We start from the raw sequence: 21,501 nt of genomic DNA on the forward strand, positions 1-21,501 counted from the left end.
AAGGCCCTATATCCACAGTGGCTGTCAAGTAGATCGTGGAATAAGTTGGCCTGACCCGCAAAGCCTTGCTACTTATGCCGCGAAAGCTACTTGACTGCCGACCTTACAAACACGCTTTTGTTTATGCCGGTGGGTGGCTCCATAGGCTTTACCCTAATTTTATCACCCACCCGGCCTTAACTATAACTTAGCGAAAAAACTCACTTTTCCATCTTATCTTACTTTCATGATTTTTCTCTTGTCGTTATTTCTAACTCGTTACTTAAAAAGCAAAATTATATCTCGAAGGTGACATTTTCATAGAATAAAATCATGATTTTTTAGGTGACATTTTCACAGGTTATTGACATAATATTTGATTTAAAAAAATGCAAAATTTATTTAAACTTATATTTATTTAGGCATTAATTGCGATTGCGTTACCTAAAGCAATTGAATTTAACTTAGTTCTGTTATCATCAGCTCTTGATGTAAGTACAATAGGCACTTTTGCGCCTACTATTATACCGGCAGATTCACCTTTTGCTAAATAAGTTATTGCCTTTCCAATACCATTCCCCATCTCAATATTTGGAACTAATAAAACATCAGCATCTCCTCCAACTGTGCTTTCTATACCCTTTATATCACATGCGGATTTTGAAACTGCTAAATCCAATGCAAATGGTCCATCTACAATTATGTCTTGGTCAAATTTCCCTTCTAAATAGATTTCTTTTAATTTAGCTGCATCCATTGTTGCTGGCATCTTTGGATCGACTTTCTCTTTGGCTGCTAATACGGCTACTTTGATCTCCTCTAAGCCTAACGCTCTCGCTACTATTGCAGCATTGTTTATAATATTTATTTTTTCTTCTAAATTTGGCTGTAAATTCATACCCCCATCTGTTAGAAACAAAAGTTTATGATAGGTATCTACTTGGTAAATCATTACATGACTTAATAAATCAAATTTTCTTATTCCCCATTTTTTATTCAATACTGCTTTTAATAATATCGATGTGTCCACTAGCCCTTTCATCAAAAAATCAGCTTCACCACTATGTGCTAATTTTACTCCAATTTCACTCGCCTTACTTAGATCTTTTTCTTCTATAAATTCAAATTCCGATATATCTAAACCATTACTTATTGATATCTCATGAGTTTTTTCTTTGTCCCCTATTAATATTGGCGTAGTAAGACCCATATTATAGCTTTCTATAGCAGCTTCCAGTACTTCATGGTCATGGCACGCAACAACTGCCATCTTTTTAGATTTCCCTTTTAACTTGTAGAGCTCATCCATAGTTTTTATCAATTTTTAAGCCTCCTCATTATTATTTGAAACAAAATTCTCTAAAGCATCTAGTTGATTAAGTATATTCTCGTCAGATGGATTAAGTTCATTTGCTAATTTTATGTCATTGTACCCTTTCATTATTTCCCCAAGGTTTAAATATCCTAATCCCCTATTGAAATAGAGTCTATAATCGTCATCAGATATTTTTATACCTTCTGTAAAAACTTCTATTGCTTTTTTTATCTCACCTTCATTAAAATACAATATGCCCAGTTCATTGTAAATGTCTGAATATTCTTTGTTTTTGTCTAATGCTGCTATTAAAAAATTTTTAGCTAATTCTAAATCTCCAAATCCGCTATAAGCTATTCCCAACAGATAATCTACATAAAAGTCATCTTTACCTTTACCAACAAGTTTTTGTAATTCATCTATAGCTTGCCCATAGTTCATATTCTCTATCTGCCATTTTGCTAATTCTATTGCATAGTCTTTCTCTATCTTATCTAATTCGAATCTTATTTCATTTTTACTATTTTCATCAACATCTAATATAAGAGCTTTTTCCCAAGTTAATTTAGCTTTGATAAACTCATTGAAATGTTTATAGTAATAACCCAATTTATAATATGCAGGATAATAGTTATTATCTTCTTCTATTATTTTTTCTAAAATATTTTTAGACTCTATTATAAACTTATTTCCTTCCTCAATTTCCTCTTTTTCTATCAATTCTTTTCCGATCGCTTCTATAGATAAAGCGTAATAAAACTTATAATCATAATTTGGTGAAATCATGGATAAAGTTCTAAAATATAATGCACTTAATTCATACGATCTATTCTCAAAATGTGATAAACCTTCTTTGAATATATATTTAGTAGAAATCTCCAATATTGATTTCAGAAAATCTATATAGTATTTATTATATCTAAATTCAGTATCTGCACCTATTATATATACCATTCCTTCAATTATTCTCTCCAATGGAATGCTATCTAACATTTTTTCATTTTTTATATCCTCGATAAACTTGTCTGTAACTATTGGCAAAGGTATGCTACTGTCTATGTTTAGTCCTGTTACTCCAATACTTTTGCCTTCTTTTAGTTGAATAAATGAAACTTGTTTAGTATATTTAAGAAATAAATTGTCTATTTCATTCATTGTTTTTACCTCCTAGAATTTATTCATAAACTGTCTTTTTCTTCTAGTCGATGTACTTAACAGTTTGAATAAATGTCCCCTATAAATCATAACAAACGATAGGCACACACTAAACAAAAGAATTCTTAGCATAAATGGCATAAGTTGCGAAATACTCAATGTGAATAATGTTTTGTTGGTAACCTTAAATATAAAAAACAACAGTACACCAAATAACAAATTTGGGATGAACCAATTTATAAAATTCTCTTTAATAAATTCTATGCAATATAGAATTGAATCTCTAGAATCATAAGTCTTTAAATATATAGTTTCAGGCAATGGGTTAAGTATGATTACAATAAATAGTTGGAAAATCAAACTAAGCACATAGCCTAGACTCCCTATGATGTTTAATACTGATGATAAAATGAAGTTTACGATAAAAAAGATAAATAAAATTCCATAAACTTTCCATAAATAGTAATTTAATCCTTCAACTACGTCCTTCCATCTAAACCTATTGTACTGAACAATATTATTCAATACAAACAAAAAGCTTGAAATAATTGCCGCTTCTATAATAGCCATCAATATACCAGAAATAATGCTTAAGGCGCCGCTAAATACTCTTGATACAAATAAAGTAATTATCTGACTAATAATTGCATAAACCACTACAATCAAAAGTGCCTCCCAGTGGTTTTTAATTGAGTTTATAGTTTTACTAAAAGTTTGTTTGTTCACACTCATTAAATCCTTTATCAATTCCATCTGCACATCTCCTCATATATTTTTGTTATGTCTAAAACGTTCGCTTTATTTATTGCTCCTTTTTTATTATACTCGAAAAGAATAATTTTTTCGTCTTGATTGTATGCTTCTCTTGGATTTTTTATTATTTCTAAAATATCGTAATTAAACTTGCATATGCTTACATCTTTTATGATCTCCTTAGTTGGCAACTCAGAACTATGATATGTCATTTTACTAATAACATTAGTGTCCTTTAATATAGAATGAATTTCGTCGGGTTTTATTTTTGTTGATTGCAAAAATTCAGGTAAATTATTGTCCACTTTTGAATACAAGTAATCATATTTCATTATTTCCAACAGCAATTCGTACTCATCATAATTCTTATACTTATAATAATCATTTAAATAAGAATACAATGATTTTCTACTATGAGATACATTAAAAAAATCTACAGAATACAAATATTTAGAAAAATCTTCAAAAAACTCAAATGGCCTATTAAATTTAACTTTTATTAAAAATTCAATAGAATTTCTAAAATAACCTTCATTATAATATTTTTCTACAACATCTTCTATAAATTTTAGCTTTACTATATCAAAATATGATATGTAGTTATTGTACATTATCTCGTAAGGTGGCTTGTCCAAGTAAACATATCCATGTTTTTCCTGATCCAATCTTAGTTTTGACCCTTTTAACAATTTTAGAAACCCAAGCTGAAGTTTGTCAGGATACATATAGTATAAATCATCAAATGATTTTGAGAAAGTGTCATAGTCTTCATAAGGCAATCCAATTATTAAATCTAAATGCTGGTGAATATTTCCTAGTTCCTTAATCATTAATGAAACTTTTTTTACCTTCTCGTAATCTTCATTTCTGCTGATTTCCATTAATGTTTTCTCGTTAGTAGACTGTACTCCTATTTCAAATTGGAACAAACCTTCTTTTACTCTCTTTAAATATTCTATTTGATTTTTATCAAGAAGTCTTGCAGTTAATTCAAAATGAAAATTTGTATTATCTGGATTTAACTGAATTATATGATCAAGTATTTCCTTTGCAAATTTCTTATTAGCATTGAATGTTCTATCTACGAATTTTATTTGTTTTACATCTTTCCCAACCAAATAATCAATATCTTCTAAAACTCTACTGACAGAGAAATATCTAACTTTTTGCCCTGACGATAGGCAAAAATCACAATTAAAAGGGCATCCTCTAGAAGCCTCGTAGTATACTATTTTCCCAGAGAAATCTTCTTCGCACCCTATATAAGGAGATGGAATAGAATCTAGATTCTCGATTGGCATTCTTTTTCTGTTTTGAATAATGTGTCCATTGTCTCTAAATACCAATCCATCTATGTTATATGGATTTATTCCTAGCAATAGCTCCTTAAATGTTTCTTCCCCTTCTTCACATACGATATAGTCAATAAAAGCATTTTTTTCCATCAATTGTTTGCTATCGAAGGATACTTCTGGACCACCTAATAATATTTTCATATTTGGGTTTACTATTTTTAGCCTTTCACAAACATCAAGTGTTTCTCCTAAATTCCAAATGTATGTAGAAAATCCAACCATATCTGGATTCAAGACAAATATTCTCCTTGCTATTTCTTCAGTTGTTTGATTAATCGTGAATTCAATAATATCAATCTTAGTAATGTCTTCTACATATTTCTTTAAATATCGTATGGCGAGATTTGTGTGAATAAATTTTGAGTTAAGTGTTGTTAATAATATAGACATATTGCACCTCAATAATATTTTAATAACCGATTAAATTCTATTCTTTTGTTGAATAATTACAATAAAAGATATATTATAATAAATATAAAATTATGAAAGGGGACAAATAATGAAACAAATTGAGTTTGACAAAATATCAATTCAAGAGATCTCCAAAGATGATATGTTGTTGATTCTTGAAGCACTAAAATATACTGGAGAAAGCACTCATATACAAGATTTTTTAAATCTAAGAAGTCATATATTAAATCAATTAGCCACATTATCAGAATCTAGCCCTCAAGAGTTTTTAGATTATTTAATGGAAGAGACCTTATCTAATTAGATAAGGTCTACATCTTATTAGGAGCTTCAATTCCAAGTAACGACAATCCAGTTTTTATGACTGTTTTTACTGCATAAACAAGCGATAATCTTGTTTGCTTTAACTTCTCATCTTCAACGATAATCGAAGTAGAATTATAATATTTATTAAATAATTTAGCTAGTTCCAATATATGTCTTGTTATAAAATATGGTTCGTTTTTCTCCATTGCGTCAACAACTACTTCAGGGAATCCATAAATATTTCTAATTATATTAGTTTCTTCTTCTTTCGTTAGATCTATATATGATATTTCATACGATTCATCATATCCGCCTTTCTCTAGCAAAGAATTTGCTCTCGCATGAGTGTATTGAACATATGGACCCGTTTCACCTTCAAAGCTTAAAGTTCTTTCCCAGCTAAAAGTATAATCTTTTATTCTTTGATTAAACAGTTCTTGGAACACAACAGCTCCTATCCCCACTTGTTTAGCCACTTCTTCTTTGTTTGGAAGATTAGGATTTCTTTCTTCAATTATTTCTTTAGTTCGTTCTATAGCAGTGTTCAATACGTCTTCTAAAAATACTACTCTACCCTTGCGAGTTGATAAAGTTCCTTCTTCTAGGCTTACCATCCCAAAAGGAACATGTATGCAATCATTAGCCCATTCATACCCCATAAGTTCAAGTATCTTTATCCACGCTTTAAAATGCAGGTTTTGCTGTGATGCAACTACGTATATGTTCTTATAAAAATCATAGTGTTCTTTTCTATATATTGCTGCGGCAATATCCCTAGTAGTATATAATGTGGATCCATCTTTTTTCATTATCAATGCAGGTGGCATTCCATAAGGCTCTAAATCAACTATTAACGCCCCTTCTGATTCTTTCAGCAGCCCTTTTGATTTCATTTCTTCAACAACTGCGGGCATTTTATCAGAGTAAAAGCTTTCGCCTGCATATGAGTCAAATTTAATATTTAAAAGATCATATACTTTATGAAACTCTTTTAAACTTATGTCTCTAATCCATTGCCATAAATTCAAAGCTTCCTCATCTTTATCTTCAAGTTTTTTAAACCATTGTCTTGCTTCATCCATTAATTCAGGATTGGTTTCTGCTTCAGAGTTGAATCTAACATACAATTTAAGCAATTCTCTTATTGGGTCTTTCTCAATTACATCTTTGTCGCCCCATCTTTTATATGCAGATATAAGCATTCCAAATTGTGTGCCATAATCACCTAAATGATTAATAGTTACTACATCAAATCCCAGAAATTTATATATTTTTGAAAGTGAATTCCCTATTACAGTTGATCTTATATGACCTATATGGAATGGTTTCGCAATATTAGGAGATGAAAATTCAACTATAACCTTTTTACCTTCTCCTAAATTAGATGACCCATATTTTTCTTTCTTCTCTTTTATTTCCCGTATGACTTCAGAAGCTAGCTTTTCTTTGTTAATAAAAAAGTTCAAATATGGTCCGACAGCTTCTATTCTTTCAAAATTATCATCATAAGATAATTTATCCTCTAATTCTTTTGCAATTATATTTGGTGCCTTTTTATACTCTTTTGCTAGTTTAAATACAGGAAAAGCAAAATCCCCCATATCATAAGATGGTGGTATTTCTATTAATTTATCAATTTCTTCACTACTTAAGCTATCTATATTCTGTTTAAGCAAGCTAACAAGATTTTCTTTAAAATCTATCAAATAAATCCCTCCTCGTGATATTTACTAAAGTTATAATATCAATATATATCAATATTTCTCTAATTACAATGATTATTTAAGTTTTACCACTGTAACTCCGTCTCCACCTTCGTTAAATTCTCCATACCTAATGCTTTCAACATGTTTATTTCTGTTTAAATAAGATCTTACTCCTTCTCTAAGTGCGCCTGTACCTTTCCCATGAATTATATAAACTTCATCAAGCCCAGCCAGATAAGCATCATCTAAATACTTATCTATTTCCATAATAGCATTTTCTATGTCGTATCCTCTTAAATCTAATTCTTTTTTTATATGTTTAGATTTAGTTAAAGTTCTCTTGTTTAGTTTTTTTTGAAATTTTTGTTCGCTTATTATATCTTCATCAGTGCTTGATAACTCTGATATATTTACACTAATTTTCATAATCCCAACTTGTACATCTAAGTTTCCCTTTTCATCAGGAAGAGTTAAAACAGTACCGGTTTGGTTAATATTATTTACTTTAACAGTCTGTCCAATTTTAATTTTTTTTATTGGTTTGTTTCGTTGTACTTGTTTATTTGCTTCGTTTATTTGTTGCTCGATGTTGCTTATACTTGCAGATAAATCTTTTTTCACTTCTCTAATTTTATTTTGCTTTTCTCGATCTAATTCAAAGAAAATTTCTCTTATTTCCTTTACTACATCATCAGCTTGTCTATTTGCATCGGCTAAGATTTTCAAAGCACTTTGCTTAGCCTCGATGAGAATATTTTCTCTTTCCTCGAGCATCTTTTTTCTTTCTAATTCTAATTCTTTTTCTAGCTTTTTCAAAGTTGACTTCAGATTTTCAATCTCCAATTTATCAGATTCAATAATTTTTCTATCTCTGTCAATTGATTTTAAAACTTCTTCAAATTCTATATTTTCTTTTGACATTAACTCTTTTGCATTTTCAATAATATTATCAGGCAATCCAAGCCTTTTAGAAATCTCAAATGCATTTGATTTTCCTGGTAGTCCTATAAGTAGTTTGTATGTTGGGCTTAAAGTCTCAACATCAAATTCCATAGAAGCGTTTTTTACTTTTTCAGTGGTCAACGCATATATCTTTAATTGGCTATAATGGGTAGTTGCAATTGTTCTAATATCTTTACTCCTTAACTCATTTAATATAGCCATAGCTAAAGCAGCGCCTTCAACAGGATCTGTTCCTGCACCAAGTTCATCAAATAAAACAAGTGAGTTTTCATTTACTTCATTTAATATTTGTATAATATTTTTCATATGAGATGAAAAAGTTGATAAGCTTTGTTCAATGCTCTGTTCATCTCCAATATCTGCAGCAATATAATTAAATACTGCCAAATTGGATCCTTCATTTGCTGGTATGAAAAGCCCTGATTGTCCCATTAACGTAAGCAATCCAACAGTTTTTAAAGTTACAGTTTTCCCACCTGTATTAGGCCCTGTAATGACTAGAGTGTTAAATTCATCTCCTATATATATATCAATAGGAACTACGTTGCCTTCCAATAAAGGATGTCTAGCTTTTTTGAAATTCAAATATCCATTGTTATTTAATTCTGGTTTTGATGCATTTAAATCAATGGCCAATTTTGCTTTCGCAAAAATAAAATCTAAATGTGCAATCGCCTGTTGATTTGTTTTAATTGACTCCACATTTTGTGATACAAATTGAGATATTTCCATGAGAATTCGCTCGATTTCTTTTTGTTCCTCAATTTCCAACTCCCTTATTTCATTATTTAGCTCTACTACAGCTAGAGGCTCAATAAAAGTAGTTGCTCCACTAGAAGAAACATCATGGACGATTCCTGCTACATTTGATTTGTTTTCAGCTTTTACAGGTATTACATATCTGCCATCTCTCATTGTTACAATATTGTCTTGCAAATATTTCTTATTTGAGAGACTATTAAGAATGCTGTTAAGTTTATCCTTTATGCTATCGTTTTTTACTCTAATTTTTCTTCTTATATCTCTAAGTTTACCACTTGCATTATCCGATATTTCATCTTCGCTTAAAATTGCATTGTCTATTATGTCTTCAATGCTTTTTAATATTACTGTTTTATTTGCTATTTCTTCAAGTATATTGAATTCAGTCTGAAGATTTTCTTTTTGTGACAGAATATACGTCTTTAACTCTCTCGATACTTTTAATACTATAGATATTTGTATAAGCCCATATGGAGATATAAACCCTCCAATCGATGACCTTTTTAAATAATCATCAACTTGTTCAATTTCTGACAAAGGCGGCCTACCAGCTCTCAATATCATTTTATATGCTTCTTCAGTTTCATCCAGCATTTTTTGAATTTTAACTATTTCTGTATTTGGAAATAAATTATCAACTAAGTTCTTAGCTAAAAAAGTTGTACATTGTTCTTTTAGCCTGTCCTTTATTTTCTCGTATTCTAGTACTCTCAAGCTCTTTTCATTCAAATGATCCACCCCTACAATATACCTCTATTTATATGCCCTTTAGTTATTTGTTGTTTCTTTTTGAAATCTTCTAAAAAACCACTTACTTCTCTATTTGTGATTTTCCCATTCAAAAATTCATAATAAACATCAACGATTCTTTCTATGTTTTCCTCAAATGTAAAATCCAGTCTAAACCAGTCTATCCCAGTTTTGTTAAGCTCATCTAGTTCTTCTAATATCATTAAAGGCATAGAATTATAAATGACACTGTATCCATTCTTCTTTTCTACACGAAAGCTATACCCTTTTTCATCTTTTAAGTAATAGCCATTTCTATATTTACAATTACTACAATTTTTTTCATCTAAGCATCCTTTAATTGAAGCGAATGGACAGTTTTTAGCTACCATTGAAGGTAAATAGCCATAAATTACATAACTTAAATCCCCTCTGGCTTTATTTGTAATATTTTTTATCTGGTGTAAATTAAGTTCTGGTGACAGCACTGCGGTTTCAATGCCTTTGTCAAACAAGAAATTTGCAGAATAAGAATTAAAAACGTTTAATCCTATATCAGCTATTATTTTTTTATCAAAATTTCTAAGAACATTGTAAACCATTCCTAAATTTGATACTGCGACTCCATCTAATAAATCATAATATTTCTTTATTGCTTTATTGATATTTTCAATTTCTTCATCATATAATATTACGTCTGTCGAAACGAAAGTTTCTACATTGTATTTTTTAGCTTTAGTTAAATTTTCCTCTATGTTTTCTTGAAAGCCAAAGATGATTCTGTTTATTTTATATAAATCAATTGCATCAAATTGCCTTTGTGAACTTATTTTTAGTTCTAATCCATTTTTTGATTTATTTTTAATGCGTGCTTTTGATTCAATTGAAATATCTTTTAAAGATATTTTTTCCCTGTCTTTTATATTAGCCACTTCATTCAGCATTTTTTCAACAGCTTCTCTTCTCATTTCATTGATCAATTTTATATCTAAAAATGCATCCTCGTCTATTTCACATTCAAGATTCTCTAAATAAAATGGTGTATTTCCTAATTTCGATAATTGTGTCCTAACTAGTTCATAATTCAATGGTTTGCTTATTGAGTTTTCAACCGCTAATTTCGAACTTGTTTTAACCCTTTGTTTGCCATATGTCATTTCTAATGTTGCATTATCACCTTTTTTAAACTTTGCAGTTATTGAAACTGGAAATTTAGCATCTACTTCATAGCTTTTAACAGCGCTTTCAATTAGGTTCTTATTTGAAGTTCTAATTACCGAAGTATTATTCTTAATGTTTTTTATATCATACTCTATTACATCATTCACATCACCTTGGAATTTAGATATTAATCCCACTGTTTCTCCTTTGGCATTTAAAAACTCAAGCCCATCCCCAACATTTATTTTATCGAATAATTTAACTTTTGCCTTGCCATTTTTTGTCTCAATCACTTTGCCAATTACTACTCCTCTGTTATTAGGTCTATCTATAGCCATAAAACCAGCGCCATAGTCTCCCAACATAATTCCTTTTGTGAATTTTCTATTAAATATTTCATATAAATTCAGCCTATCGTCGTCATCAATTATTTCTCCGTCCAATGCTTTTCTATAAATAGAAGCGACAATAGCTACATATTCAGGTCTTTTCATCCTGCCTTCTATCTTAAATGATGTAACTCCAGCCTCTATTAACTCCTCAATATGATCAATTGTGTTCAAATCTCTTGTGCTTAAAAAATATTTTGCATCTTGTTCAACTATTCCTTCCGAGTTATGGATGCAATATTTTTTTCTACAAGGTTGTGCACACGCTCCTCTATTTCCACTTCTTCCACCTATTAAACTACTCATCAGGCATTGTCCTGAATATGAAAAACAAAGTGCACCGTGAATAAATGCTTCTAATTCTATGCTGGAATTATCTCTTATCCGCTTAATCTCGCTTAAAGGAGTTTCTCTAGCTAATACTACTCTTTCAACGCCTAATTCTTCTAAAAATTTACATCCTTCTAAGTTGTTTATGGTCATTTGTGTACTAGCATGTATAGGAAAATAAGGAAAGTTTTCAGCAATTAATTTTCCTAAACCTATGTCCTGAATTATCACTGCATCCACACCATTTATGTATAGAAAATTAATAAAATTAAGAGCTTCCATTATTTCCCTTTCATCGATTAGTGTGTTCACCGTAACATATATCTTTTTATCCCTTAAATGTGCAAATTGAACCGCTTGTATTATTTCATCTTCAGTAAAATTTGATGCATATCTGCGTGCACTAAAAGCTTTCCCCCCGATATACACTGCATCGGCACCATTATTTACAGCTGCTTTTAAAGCCTCTAAGCTCCCTGCTGGAGCTAGTAATTCCAAGTTGTTTCCCTGCATAATACTTTCCTCACTTCTTCTTACTCAAACTTTGCAATTCAGTTAACTGTTTCTTCAACTCTACTAACTCAATTTGAGCTTTGAAGTTTTTCTCTTTATATTCTTCAATTTCTTTTTGCAATTCTTGAATCTGTCTATCCCTACCTTCTAGCTCTTCTTTTAAAGAATTTACTGACCTGTATAATTCTTCCATGTTCATTTTTGTCTTTATAACTTCATCTTTATATTCGAGGTTTCTTTTTTCGAGTTCGTCAATTGTTTTTTTATATTCATCTATTTCTTTTTTTAAGCCTTCATATTTTTCTAGAGGTTCTTTGGACTTTTTTTGCAAATCTTTAAGCTCATTCTTTGTATTAAACAATTCATCAGAAATATTCAAAGCTGCTAATGTCGCTGCCATAGCAGGACTTAACTTGTCATTTCTATTAGAAAGTTTTTTTATATTGACATCAACATACTCTGCTAATTCTCTGACATATCTTTCATCTTCTGCTCCAACAATTGTAAAGTTACGACCATCAATTAATACATTTATTTTTTTATAATTTGTCATAACTATCCCCCTAAAATTTTATTAAAACAGGGTAGAAATTTTCTACCCTGTCAACTCCTTAGTTTTGCTTGGAATTTTTCTTCTAAGTCATCTATTATTTTCTTCTGGATTTGATTGACATCTTCGTCTTTTAGTGTTTTTTCACTTGATCTATATCTAATCGAGAATGCAAGACTTTTCTTTCCAGTATCTATTTGATTGCCTCGATATATATCAAATAATTCAATGCTCTCAATTAGCTCTTTTCCATTTGTATAAATAACGTCCTCAATATCTCCGACTGTAATATCTTCATCAACTACAACTGCGATGTCTCTAACTATAGATGGGTATCTCGGTAATTCAGTATATTTTCTATCTAAGTTTGTAAATTCAAAGATAGAATTAAAATCTAATTCTGCAATGTATATTCTTTTATCAAAGTCATAGTTTTCCATTATATCAGGGTGGATTTCACCAAATACACCTAATGATTTCATATCTTTGATCATTTTTGCAGTTCTACCCGGATGATAGATTGGATTTTCTGATTCTCTAATGTACTCGTATTCTTTTATTCCAAGTCTTTCTAATAGAGTTTCAATTACATCCTTTAAAAAATAGAAATCTCTTTCTCCGTACATTCCGATACATACCATAGTCTTCTCTTCTGGCATCGAATCGCTACTATTGCTCGGCAAGAATACATTGCCAATTTCATACACTCTCATACTTTCTATGCCTCTGTTATTGTTTTTGTTTAACAAGTCAAGCATATTAGAAATCAATGTGGTTCTCATAACACTATAATCTTCACCAAGGGGGTTCATTAAACGAATATATTTTCTAAACTCATGATTTGATGGAAGGTTCAACTTATCAAATGCTTTCGGACTAATAAAAGAATAAGTCATTGCCTCATTAAAACCAAGACCCCAAAGTATGTCTTTTATATAATTTTGCAATTCTTTATCTTTAGGTCTATTCCCTCTAGTGAGTTTCCCAAATAGTGGTTTTGTTTCAATATTATGAAACCCATACAATCTGCCTATTTCTTCGATCAGATCAGCTTCTACTTTGACATCTCTCCTAAATGTAGGAACCACTACATCTATAATTCCTTCGTCTAACAAGCTCGTTTCGAATTTGAGCCTATTTAAATAATTTATTGCATCAAATTCATCTATTTTTATTCCTAATAATTTTTCTATTCTACTTAATCTAAGTTTAATATTTGTCTTTTCTGGAGTGAATTTTACAATGTCATAATTACCATTTACTACTTTACCAGCACCAATTACTTCAATGAGTTGACATGCTCTATCAACTGCAAATTTGCATAAATTTTCGTCAATACCTTTTTCAAATCTTGTTGAAGCCTCTGTTCTTAATCCTAACCTCTTTGCAGTAAGCCTAACATTTTTCGGTTCGAAATTTGCACCTTCTATTACCACTAGCCTTGTTGACTGGGTTATCTCAGTATTAGCTCCCCCCATAACACCTGCTATCCCAATCGCTTTATTTTCGTCTGCTATTACAATATCTTCGTGTGTTAATGCTCTTTGTACTCCATCCAGCGTAGTAATTTCTTCTGTGTCTTTCGCTTGTCTTACTATTATTTTTCGACCAGCAATCTTATCAATGTCAAATGCATGTAGCGGTTCTCCTAATTCAAGCATCACATAATTAGTCACATCTACAATATTATTTATCGGTCTTACTCCAGCATTCATCAATGCTGTCTTGAGCCATAATGGAGAGGGCTTAATTTCAACATCTTTTATAGCTTTTGCATAGTATCTATGACATTTTTGTGTATCTACATTTATATCAGAAATCAAGTCTTTAATATCATCAACTTGATTAACGATTTTTACATCTATCTCTTTTAATTGTGCATTAAACGTTGCAGCAGATTCTCTTGCCATGCCATATATGCTTAGACAATCAGGTCTATTAGGAGTTATCTCAAATTCTATTACTTCATCATCTAAAGATAAAACTTCTACTATATCTAGTCCGAGATTCACATCATCATTTATAATGAATATGCCATCTTTGACTTCCTTAGGAATTACATTATCTTCATAGCCTAATTCTTTTAAAGAACATAGCATTCCATAAGAAATAACACCTCTAAAGTCAGCTTCAGAGATATCTTTACCATCCGGTAAATGTGCCCCAACTTTTGCCACAGGCACTATATCTCCTTCGGATACATTTTGTGCACCTGTAACAATTGTTAAAACTTCATTTCCTACATTTACTTTACAAATTCTTAATTTATCAGCATTCGGGTGTTTATCTATTTTTTCAATTTTCCCAACTACTACTCCAGTAATTCCTTTATTTAATTTTATTATTGATTCTACATGAGAGCCAGAGTATGTAAGCCCATCTGCAATTTCTTTAGAGGATAGTTCAATATCCACATAATTCTTAAGCCATTTAATTGGTAAAAGCATATTTCCATCACAACCTTTGCTAAAACTGTTCTAAAAATCTATTGTCATTGTCAAACAATAGTCTTATATCTTTGATGCCATATTTAACCATTGTAATTCTATCAACACCCATCCCAAATGCAAACCCAGTGTATTTCTCTGAATCTATTCCGCAATTTTCAAGAACTTTTGGATGAACCATTCCGCAACCTAATAATTCCATTGACCACCCTGTGTAATTGCAATGGGGACACCCTTCTCCTCTGCATTCTACGCAAGTTACATCGACTTCAGCACTTGGCTCAGTAAATGGAAAATAATGCGGTCTATATCTTGTCTTTATATCATTGCCGAACAATTCTTTAATAAATATATCTAAAGTGTATTTTAAATTTGCCATTGAAATATTCTCATCTACTACTAAACCTTCTAATTGATGAAACATAGGAGAATGGGTATCGTCAACATCGTCAAATCTAAAAGTTCTACCAGCAGAAATTATTTTTAAAGGCGCATTGTATTTTTTCATTGCCCTGATTTGTACAGGCGATGTATGAGTTCTTAGCAATAATTTATCGTTTATGTAGAAAGTATCAGATAAATCTCTAGATGGGTGATTCTCTGGTGAATTTAACATATCAAAATTATTTTCAACTGTTTCTATTTCAGGCCCAGTAACTACATTAAACCCCATGCTGATAAATAAGTCTTCTAATTCTTTAATAGTCATTAGCAATGGATGTTTATGCCCCAAGTAAGTTGACTTCCTTCTTTCAGTGATATCTATTTTCTCAATCTTTATTTTCTCAAGTTTTTCTTGTTGTTCAAGCTTTGATTTAGTCTCATCTAGTTTTTTTTCTATCTCAAAGCGGACCTCATTCGCTTTTTGCCCAATTATAGGTCTTAACTCCTTAGATAGATTTCCCATCTCTCTTAGAATTAATGTCAATTGTCCCTTTTTCCCTAGATATTTAATTCTAATTTTTTCGATATCATTTAAGTCATTAGATTTTTTTATTTCTTCTATCGCCGATTTTAATAATTCATTGAGCTTATTTTCCATCATATGCTCCTTTCAATATAAAATTGTAAAATAATCAAAATGTAATATTTATTATACCATATTTTTTATATCTTAGTTGATATTTCATACATAATAATTGATGCTGCTATACTAGCATTTAGTGATTCTGCATTTCCTTTCATGTTTATCATTATACCATCTGAAGCTAATTCTCTTATAGTATCAGAAACACCTCTACCTTCATTTCCTATTACAATGATATCCCCTCTTCTAAAATCAAATTCATTGATTGGATAACCACCTTTAGGCAAAGTTATAAGTATTCTGAAACCCTTGTTTTTAAGCTCTATTAAGCCTTCTCTTCCTTCATTGTTTAAAAAAATCGGGACCCTGAAAATGGATCCCATAGTTGCTCTCACTACTTTTGGATTAAATGGATCTACGGTATTCTCACCGATAATCAAACCACCTAATCCAAATGCATCAATTGTTCTAATAATAGTTCCTAAATTTCCAGGATCTTGAATTCCATCTGAATATAGCAGTATATTATTCTTCTGTATATCTTTTATATCATCCACTTTAAACTTTACCACTGCCAAAATTCCTTGTGAATTCTCTAATTTGCTTATAGATTCAAACAATCTATTATCTAATACAAATACATCCGTATTATCCATTATGCGTGATAAAGTCTGCTCTATAGAATCACTTAAAATAGCATCTTCAGAAATCATTATAAATTCTATTATTTGATTGCTATCAATGGCTTCAAATAATACTTTTTCACCTTCTATAATGAATAAGTTTTTACTCCATCTAGCAGTTTTTTTGTCTAAACTCCTTACTAACTTTATGAATTTGTTTTCTCTAGATGAAATTCTTCTCAAATCATTCACTTGTTTTATCCTCTATTCTAGCTATATCATTTATACTGCCTAAAGCTAATAATACATCTCCTTCGCATATTACATCATCTGGGCTAGGTGAAACATTTATGTCTGAACCTCTTTTGATAGCCATTACATTTATTCCATATTTATTTCTAAGTCTAAGTTGCGCTAAACTTTTTCCTGCCCACTGCTTTATAGACTGTATCTCCATAATACTGTATTCTGGGGATAACTCAATGAAATCGATAATTCCTTTTGATGATAAATTATGTGCAACTCTAACTCCCATGTCTCTCTCAGGAAAAATAATTTTATCTGCTCCAATTTTTCTTAAAACTTTTCCATGTAAATCAGATTGTGCTTTAGCAACAACTTTTTTTACTCCCAATTCCTTTACTATCAAAGTTGCTAAAATAGAGGCTTCTAAATTCGATGCAATGCTTATGACTGCAACATCAAAATTTCTAATTCCTAGTTCTCTCATTACATTTTCGTCCATTACATCTGCTTGTACTGCATGCGTGACACGACCTGAGATAGATTCGATAACTTCCTCATCCCCGTCTATAGCTAAAACTTCGTTCCCAAGGTTATATAATGTTTCAGCAACTGCTGACCCAAATCTACCACATCCAACAACTACAAAAGATTTCATATCTTCCCCCTCTATCCAACAGTAATATTTCCTTCTGCATATCTATACCTTTTATGTTCTTCTTTATACCCTACTGCAAATGCTAAAGTAAGTGGACCAACTCTACCAGCATACATAGTCAAAGCCAATATCAGTCTTCCCGCATTACTCAATTCAGAGGTAATGCCTCTCGATAAACCTACAGTGCCAAATGCAGAAGTTGTTTCAAAAAGTAAGTTTAGAAATTCTTGATCTTCAGTTAAAGTTAAAATAAATGTGACGATAAAAACAATAGTAATTCCTATCATAATTATTGCAATGGACTTAAATATGGTTTCATATGGTATCCTTCTCTTAAAAACTTCTACATCACTTTCCCCTCGAATTATACTTATAGTTGAAATAATCAATACTAGCATAGTTAGAGTCTTTACTCCACCTGCAGTTGACCCTGGAGAACCACCAATAAACATAAAGATTATTGTAAGCAAAGAACTGCTTTGCTTTAATGCAGAAGTATCAATAGTGTTGAATCCAGCCGTACGAGGCGTAATAGATGCAAACAAAGATGCTAGTGTTTTCTCTTTAAATGTAAATCCTTGCATTGTCAATGGGTTATTTGATTCTAAAATATAAAAAATGATTGCACCAAAAATTATTAAAAAAGCTGTAAAAGAAATAGCCAATTTTGAATGGAGTGACAATTTACTCCATCTCTTGTTTTTTACTACGTCTAAAATTACTCCAAATCCAATTCCGCCTAAAACTATTAAAGCCACTACTGTAAGTATTACTATTGCAGAATTGTTATAATCCATTAAACTATTACCAGTTATATCAAATCCAGCATTACAAAAAGCAGAGATGGCGTGAAATACTGAAAACCAAATTCCTTTAATAGTTCCATATTGAGGTATGAATTTCATAGATAAAAACAACGCCCCTAGACCCTCAATAAGGAAAGTTAAGTAAATTACATATTTAGTCAATTTAACTAGTCCAGATAGAGTTTCTTGGTTCAATTGTTCTTTGATTACAAGCCTCTCCTTTAAGGAAATTTTCCTACCTGAAATCATTGCAACGATCGTTGCCATTGTCATTATTCCAAGTCCGCCCATTTGTATCAAAATCAGAATAACAATCTTTCCAAATAGTGTCCAATGAGCTGCTGTATTAACAACTACCAAACCAGTAACGCAAACTGCCGATGCAGATGTAAATAGTGCATTTATAAATCCTATGCTTTCTCCATTTTGTGAAGCTATAGGTAAATTTAACAGTATTGCACCTAAAATTATAAGCATCATAAATCCCAATGCTAAGATTCGAGGTGGATTTAATTTAAACCTAGTCAATAAATTATGTTTAATTGTTTCCATATAGTCCTCCAAATCACATTAAAATGCAAAAAAGTTCCAATTTTGGAACTTATGCATTAAGCGTTCTTAGCTATTTCAACTAATTTTGCAAATCCTTCAGCATCATTAATTGCCATTTCAGAAAGCATCTTTCTATTTACTTCAATATTTGCTTTCTTTAACCCATTGATGAACTTGCTGTAACTTAAACCGTTTTGTCTTGATGCTGCATTTATTCTAGCAATCCAAAGTTTTCTAAATTCTCTTTTCCTTTGTTTTCTGCCAATATATGAATAATTTAATGATTTCATTACTGCTTGATTTGCTGGTCTAAACAATTTGCTTTTAGCGCCATAATATCCCTTTGCTTGCTTTAAAACTTTTTTATGTCTTTTCTTTGCATTTACTCCTCTTTTTACTCTTGCCATTATAATCTCCTCCTAATACTCTATAATTAATTTGGTAGCATGGAATTTATTCTTCTCTTGTCACTAGCACTCACTAAAGTGCTCTTTCTTAAGTTTCTAACTCTCTTTGGAGTCTTTTTACCAGTTTTATGGCTTTTATATGCTTTGTATCTTTTTAATTCTCCTGTTGCAGTTCTTTTAAATCTCTTTGCTGAAGCTCTGTGTGTTTTCATCTTTCTCAATTGTTTTTCCTCCCTTTATTGTGCTTTTGGCATTAATATTACGACTAAATTTCTGCCTTCCAATTTAGCTTCTTTTTCAACTTTGCCATAATCATTGACCAGATTTAAAAAGTCTTTTAGGACTTCTTCTCCCATTTCAGTATGTCCCATCTCTCTACCTTTAAAGCGAACAGAAACTTTTACTTTGTCTCCATCTTTTAAAAATTCTATAGCTCTATTTGCTTTCACCTGTAAATCATGTTCTTCAATGTTTGGGGTTAATCTTATCTCTTTAACATTGATTACCTTTTGATTTTTCTTAGCTTCTTTCTCTTTCTTAGTCAATTCATATTTGTATTTGCCATAATCGAGAATTCTGCAAACTGGTGGATTTGCAGTTGGAGCTACATTTACTAAATCAAGTCTTCTCTCATTAGCAATCTCTAATGCTTTTTTTATAGGTACAATTCCAAGTTGAGTTCCGTCAACATCAATTAGCCTAACTTCTTTTTCTCTAATTTCTTCATTGATTTGAAGTTCTTTTATAATCCTACACCTCCACAAAAAATTAGCGGACACAAAAGTGTCCGCTTAAATACACCAAAAAAGGCATATTGTACAATTAACTATCTAACATAACCTTATGAGTACAAAAACTATAAGGTGAGAAGCGGAAACTTCTTCTTTAATAAAATTAAGTCATATTAAATTACCAACTTATTATAAGTTAAATATTTATATTTGTCAAATTTATTTTGCTAATTCATATAGTGCACTCGTATAAATCTGCGTAAGTTTTATCAAATTATCAATAGAAATGAATTCATCTTTTTGATGTGCTAATTCTTCTTGACCTGGAAAAACTGGACCAAATGCGACAGCATTTTTCATAGCTCTAGCATATGTGCCACCACCTATTACTAGAGGTTCAGATTCATAATCGCCAGTTTGTTCTTGATATACTCTCATCAATGTTTGAACCAATACATCATCTTTTGGCACGTATAGAGGATCTTTATCTGAATCTCCTTCTACAATTTCAATTGGCAATCCTTCTAAATGAGCTCTTATGCTATTATAAATATCTTCTCGCTTGTATGATATTGGATACCTTATATTTATAGATAGAACTATTTCATCGCCAATCAATTTAATGACACCAATATTTAAATTCAATTTCCCAGATATATCATCTTCAAACTCGCACCCAAAATTTTCTCCATTGAATTTAAATGCTAGGGATTTCTCATACCAATCTAAAAAATTATAAAATCCAGGCTCTCCTTTGAAATGTGAATAAAGCAAATCCAACAAATAGGTAATGGCATTTTCACCTTTTTCAGGTGTACTCCCATGAGCCGATTTACCTCTTACTGATACTTTTAAGTTCCCATTTTCTTCTTTGATATCAGCTTGATAACCCTTCTCATTTGCGTATCTTCTAAGTGCATCTATCGATTTATCAATTGAATCAGTCTTTATAACTGCTTCTGCATAGTCAGGAACCATATTTGCAGCATTTCCACCTTTTAAACTCAATAGTGAGAAAGTTTCTTCTTTAAATGATTCAAGTCTATACTTCAAATCAAACACAATAATTCCCTTTTCTCCATGGATTACTGGAAAATCAGCATCAGGTGTAAAAGCCATATTTGGAGCTGTCTCGTTAGCAAAATAGTGATGCATACAGCCCCATCCTGTTTCCTCATTAGTTCCTAGTATCAATCTAATCTTCTTATTCAGTTTTACACCGCTGTCTTTAAGAGCTTTCATTCCATATAAAACAGCCATCACAGGTCCTTTATCGTCCATTGTACCTCGGCCATAAATCTTTCCTTCGTGTATTTGGGCCTCATAAGGGGGAAAAGTCCATCCATCTCCCTCAGGTACCACATCTAAATGACCTAGCACACCTACTACTTCTTCACCTTCACCAAAGTCAAGATGGCCAGCATATCCATCTAGATTTTTAGCTTTAAATCCTAATTTTTCACCAAGTTTCAATACATAGCAAAGTGCGTCATATGGTCCTTTGCCGAATGGCATACCGGGTTGTGCTTCTTCTTCAACGGATTTAATCCTTATTACCTCTTGAGTCGACTTAATAAGCTCATCTTTTAACGCATCAATTTCCTTATAGAAATCCATTTTATGCCTCCTC

The 21,501-nt window shown here is 31.1% G+C and carries 18 protein-coding genes and 1 other annotated feature; of the genes, 1 reads left to right on the forward strand and 17 read right to left on the reverse strand.

The genetic code is table 11. The annotated features are described in order from the left end of the window. Positions 1 to 397 precede the first annotated feature (397 nt). The 4 genes from BO51_RS02250 to BO51_RS02265 are packed head-to-tail and all read right to left on the reverse strand — an operon-like array spanning position 398 to position 4,947. Positions 398 to 1,300 (reverse strand): bifunctional enoyl-CoA hydratase/phosphate acetyltransferase, encoded by a 903-nt coding sequence (locus BO51_RS02250; RefSeq protein WP_496483561.1) that lies wholly within the window; start codon positions 1,298 to 1,300, stop codon positions 398 to 400. A gap of 3 nt (positions 1,301 to 1,303) precedes the next feature. Continuing rightward, positions 1,304 to 2,449 carry a tetratricopeptide repeat protein gene (locus tag BO51_RS02255; protein WP_496483563.1) on the reverse strand — a complete coding sequence of 382 codons (1,146 nt, stop codon included), beginning with the start codon at positions 2,447 to 2,449 and terminating at the stop codon, positions 1,304 to 1,306. A 12-nt stretch (positions 2,450 to 2,461) separates the two neighbouring features. Continuing rightward, the gene (locus BO51_RS02260; RefSeq protein ID WP_496483565.1) at positions 2,462 to 3,202 is read right to left on the reverse strand and encodes a hypothetical protein; all 741 of its coding nucleotides are present in this window, start codon (positions 3,200 to 3,202) and stop codon (positions 2,462 to 2,464) included. Continuing rightward, entirely contained in the window at positions 3,193 to 4,947 is a 1,755-nt protein-coding gene (locus BO51_RS02265; protein ID WP_496483567.1) for a B12-binding domain-containing radical SAM protein, read from the reverse strand. The genes BO51_RS02260 and BO51_RS02265 overlap by 10 nt, the downstream gene beginning before the upstream one ends. A gap of 109 nt (positions 4,948 to 5,056) precedes the next feature. Between BO51_RS02265 and BO51_RS02270 the strand changes: the two genes are divergently transcribed. Beyond that, the gene (locus BO51_RS02270) at positions 5,057 to 5,272 is read left to right on the forward strand and encodes a hypothetical protein (RefSeq protein ID WP_496483569.1); all 216 of its coding nucleotides are present in this window, start codon (positions 5,057 to 5,059) and stop codon (positions 5,270 to 5,272) included. 7 nt (positions 5,273 to 5,279) lie between these two features. Here BO51_RS02270 and argS read toward each other — a convergent pair whose 3' ends face one another. From argS to pepV, 13 genes are all read right to left on the reverse strand, one after another. Then, positions 5,280 to 6,980 (reverse strand): arginine--tRNA ligase, encoded by a 1,701-nt coding sequence (gene argS, locus BO51_RS02275; protein ID WP_496483571.1) that lies wholly within the window; start codon positions 6,978 to 6,980, stop codon positions 5,280 to 5,282. A 72-nt stretch (positions 6,981 to 7,052) separates the two neighbouring features. Continuing rightward, positions 7,053 to 9,434 carry an endonuclease MutS2 gene (locus tag BO51_RS02280; protein ID WP_496483573.1) on the reverse strand — a complete coding sequence of 794 codons (2,382 nt, stop codon included), beginning with the start codon at positions 9,432 to 9,434 and terminating at the stop codon, positions 7,053 to 7,055. Positions 9,435 to 9,445: 11 nt separating this feature from the next. Next, positions 9,446 to 11,812, reverse strand: a complete 2,367-nt coding sequence (locus BO51_RS02285) for a U32 family peptidase (protein WP_496483575.1) — start codon at positions 11,810 to 11,812, stop codon at positions 9,446 to 9,448. Between the two features lie 25 nt (positions 11,813 to 11,837). Then, the gene (locus tag BO51_RS02290) at positions 11,838 to 12,380 is read right to left on the reverse strand and encodes a cell division protein ZapA (RefSeq protein ID WP_496483577.1); all 543 of its coding nucleotides are present in this window, start codon (positions 12,378 to 12,380) and stop codon (positions 11,838 to 11,840) included. 50 nt (positions 12,381 to 12,430) lie between these two features. After that, positions 12,431 to 14,824: a phenylalanine--tRNA ligase subunit beta gene (gene pheT / locus BO51_RS02295; RefSeq protein ID WP_496483579.1), complete on the reverse strand. Its 2,394-nt coding sequence runs from the start codon at positions 14,822 to 14,824 to the stop codon at positions 12,431 to 12,433. 19 nt (positions 14,825 to 14,843) lie between these two features. Next, positions 14,844 to 15,866: a phenylalanine--tRNA ligase subunit alpha gene (gene pheS / locus BO51_RS02300; RefSeq protein ID WP_496483581.1), complete on the reverse strand. Its 1,023-nt coding sequence runs from the start codon at positions 15,864 to 15,866 to the stop codon at positions 14,844 to 14,846. A 65-nt stretch (positions 15,867 to 15,931) separates the two neighbouring features. Continuing rightward, positions 15,932 to 16,726: a TrmH family RNA methyltransferase gene (locus BO51_RS02305; protein WP_496483583.1), complete on the reverse strand. Its 795-nt coding sequence runs from the start codon at positions 16,724 to 16,726 to the stop codon at positions 15,932 to 15,934. Next, complete coding sequence (locus BO51_RS02310; RefSeq protein WP_496483585.1) at positions 16,719 to 17,375, reverse strand: potassium channel family protein; 657 nt, start codon at positions 17,373 to 17,375, stop codon at positions 16,719 to 16,721. The genes BO51_RS02305 and BO51_RS02310 overlap by 8 nt, the downstream gene beginning before the upstream one ends. Before the next feature lie 11 nt (positions 17,376 to 17,386). Then, positions 17,387 to 18,733, reverse strand: coding sequence for a TrkH family potassium uptake protein (locus tag BO51_RS02315; protein ID WP_496483587.1), 1,347 nt, complete (start codon positions 18,731 to 18,733; stop codon positions 17,387 to 17,389). A gap of 56 nt (positions 18,734 to 18,789) precedes the next feature. Then, a complete protein-coding gene (gene rplT, locus BO51_RS02320) occupies positions 18,790 to 19,140 on the reverse strand; it encodes a 50S ribosomal protein L20 (protein ID WP_135271045.1) in 351 nt (116 codons plus the stop codon). Between the two features lie 26 nt (positions 19,141 to 19,166). Further along, a complete protein-coding gene (rpmI, locus tag BO51_RS02325; RefSeq protein ID WP_496483590.1) occupies positions 19,167 to 19,361 on the reverse strand; it encodes a 50S ribosomal protein L35 in 195 nt (64 codons plus the stop codon). Positions 19,362 to 19,376: 15 nt separating this feature from the next. Beyond that, positions 19,377 to 19,919: a translation initiation factor IF-3 gene (gene infC / locus BO51_RS02330; protein ID WP_496483592.1), complete on the reverse strand. Its 543-nt coding sequence runs from the start codon at positions 19,917 to 19,919 to the stop codon at positions 19,377 to 19,379. Next, positions 19,898 to 20,032: a sequence feature (ribosomal protein L20 leader region), on the reverse strand. Its footprint overlaps the gene before it by 22 nt. Positions 20,033 to 20,090: 58 nt before the next feature. After that, complete coding sequence (gene pepV, locus BO51_RS02335; protein ID WP_496483594.1) at positions 20,091 to 21,488, reverse strand: dipeptidase PepV; 1,398 nt, start codon at positions 21,486 to 21,488, stop codon at positions 20,091 to 20,093. Between the last annotated feature and the right edge of the window lie 13 nt (positions 21,489 to 21,501).

The organism is Soehngenia saccharolytica DSM 12858 (assembly GCF_059568515.1).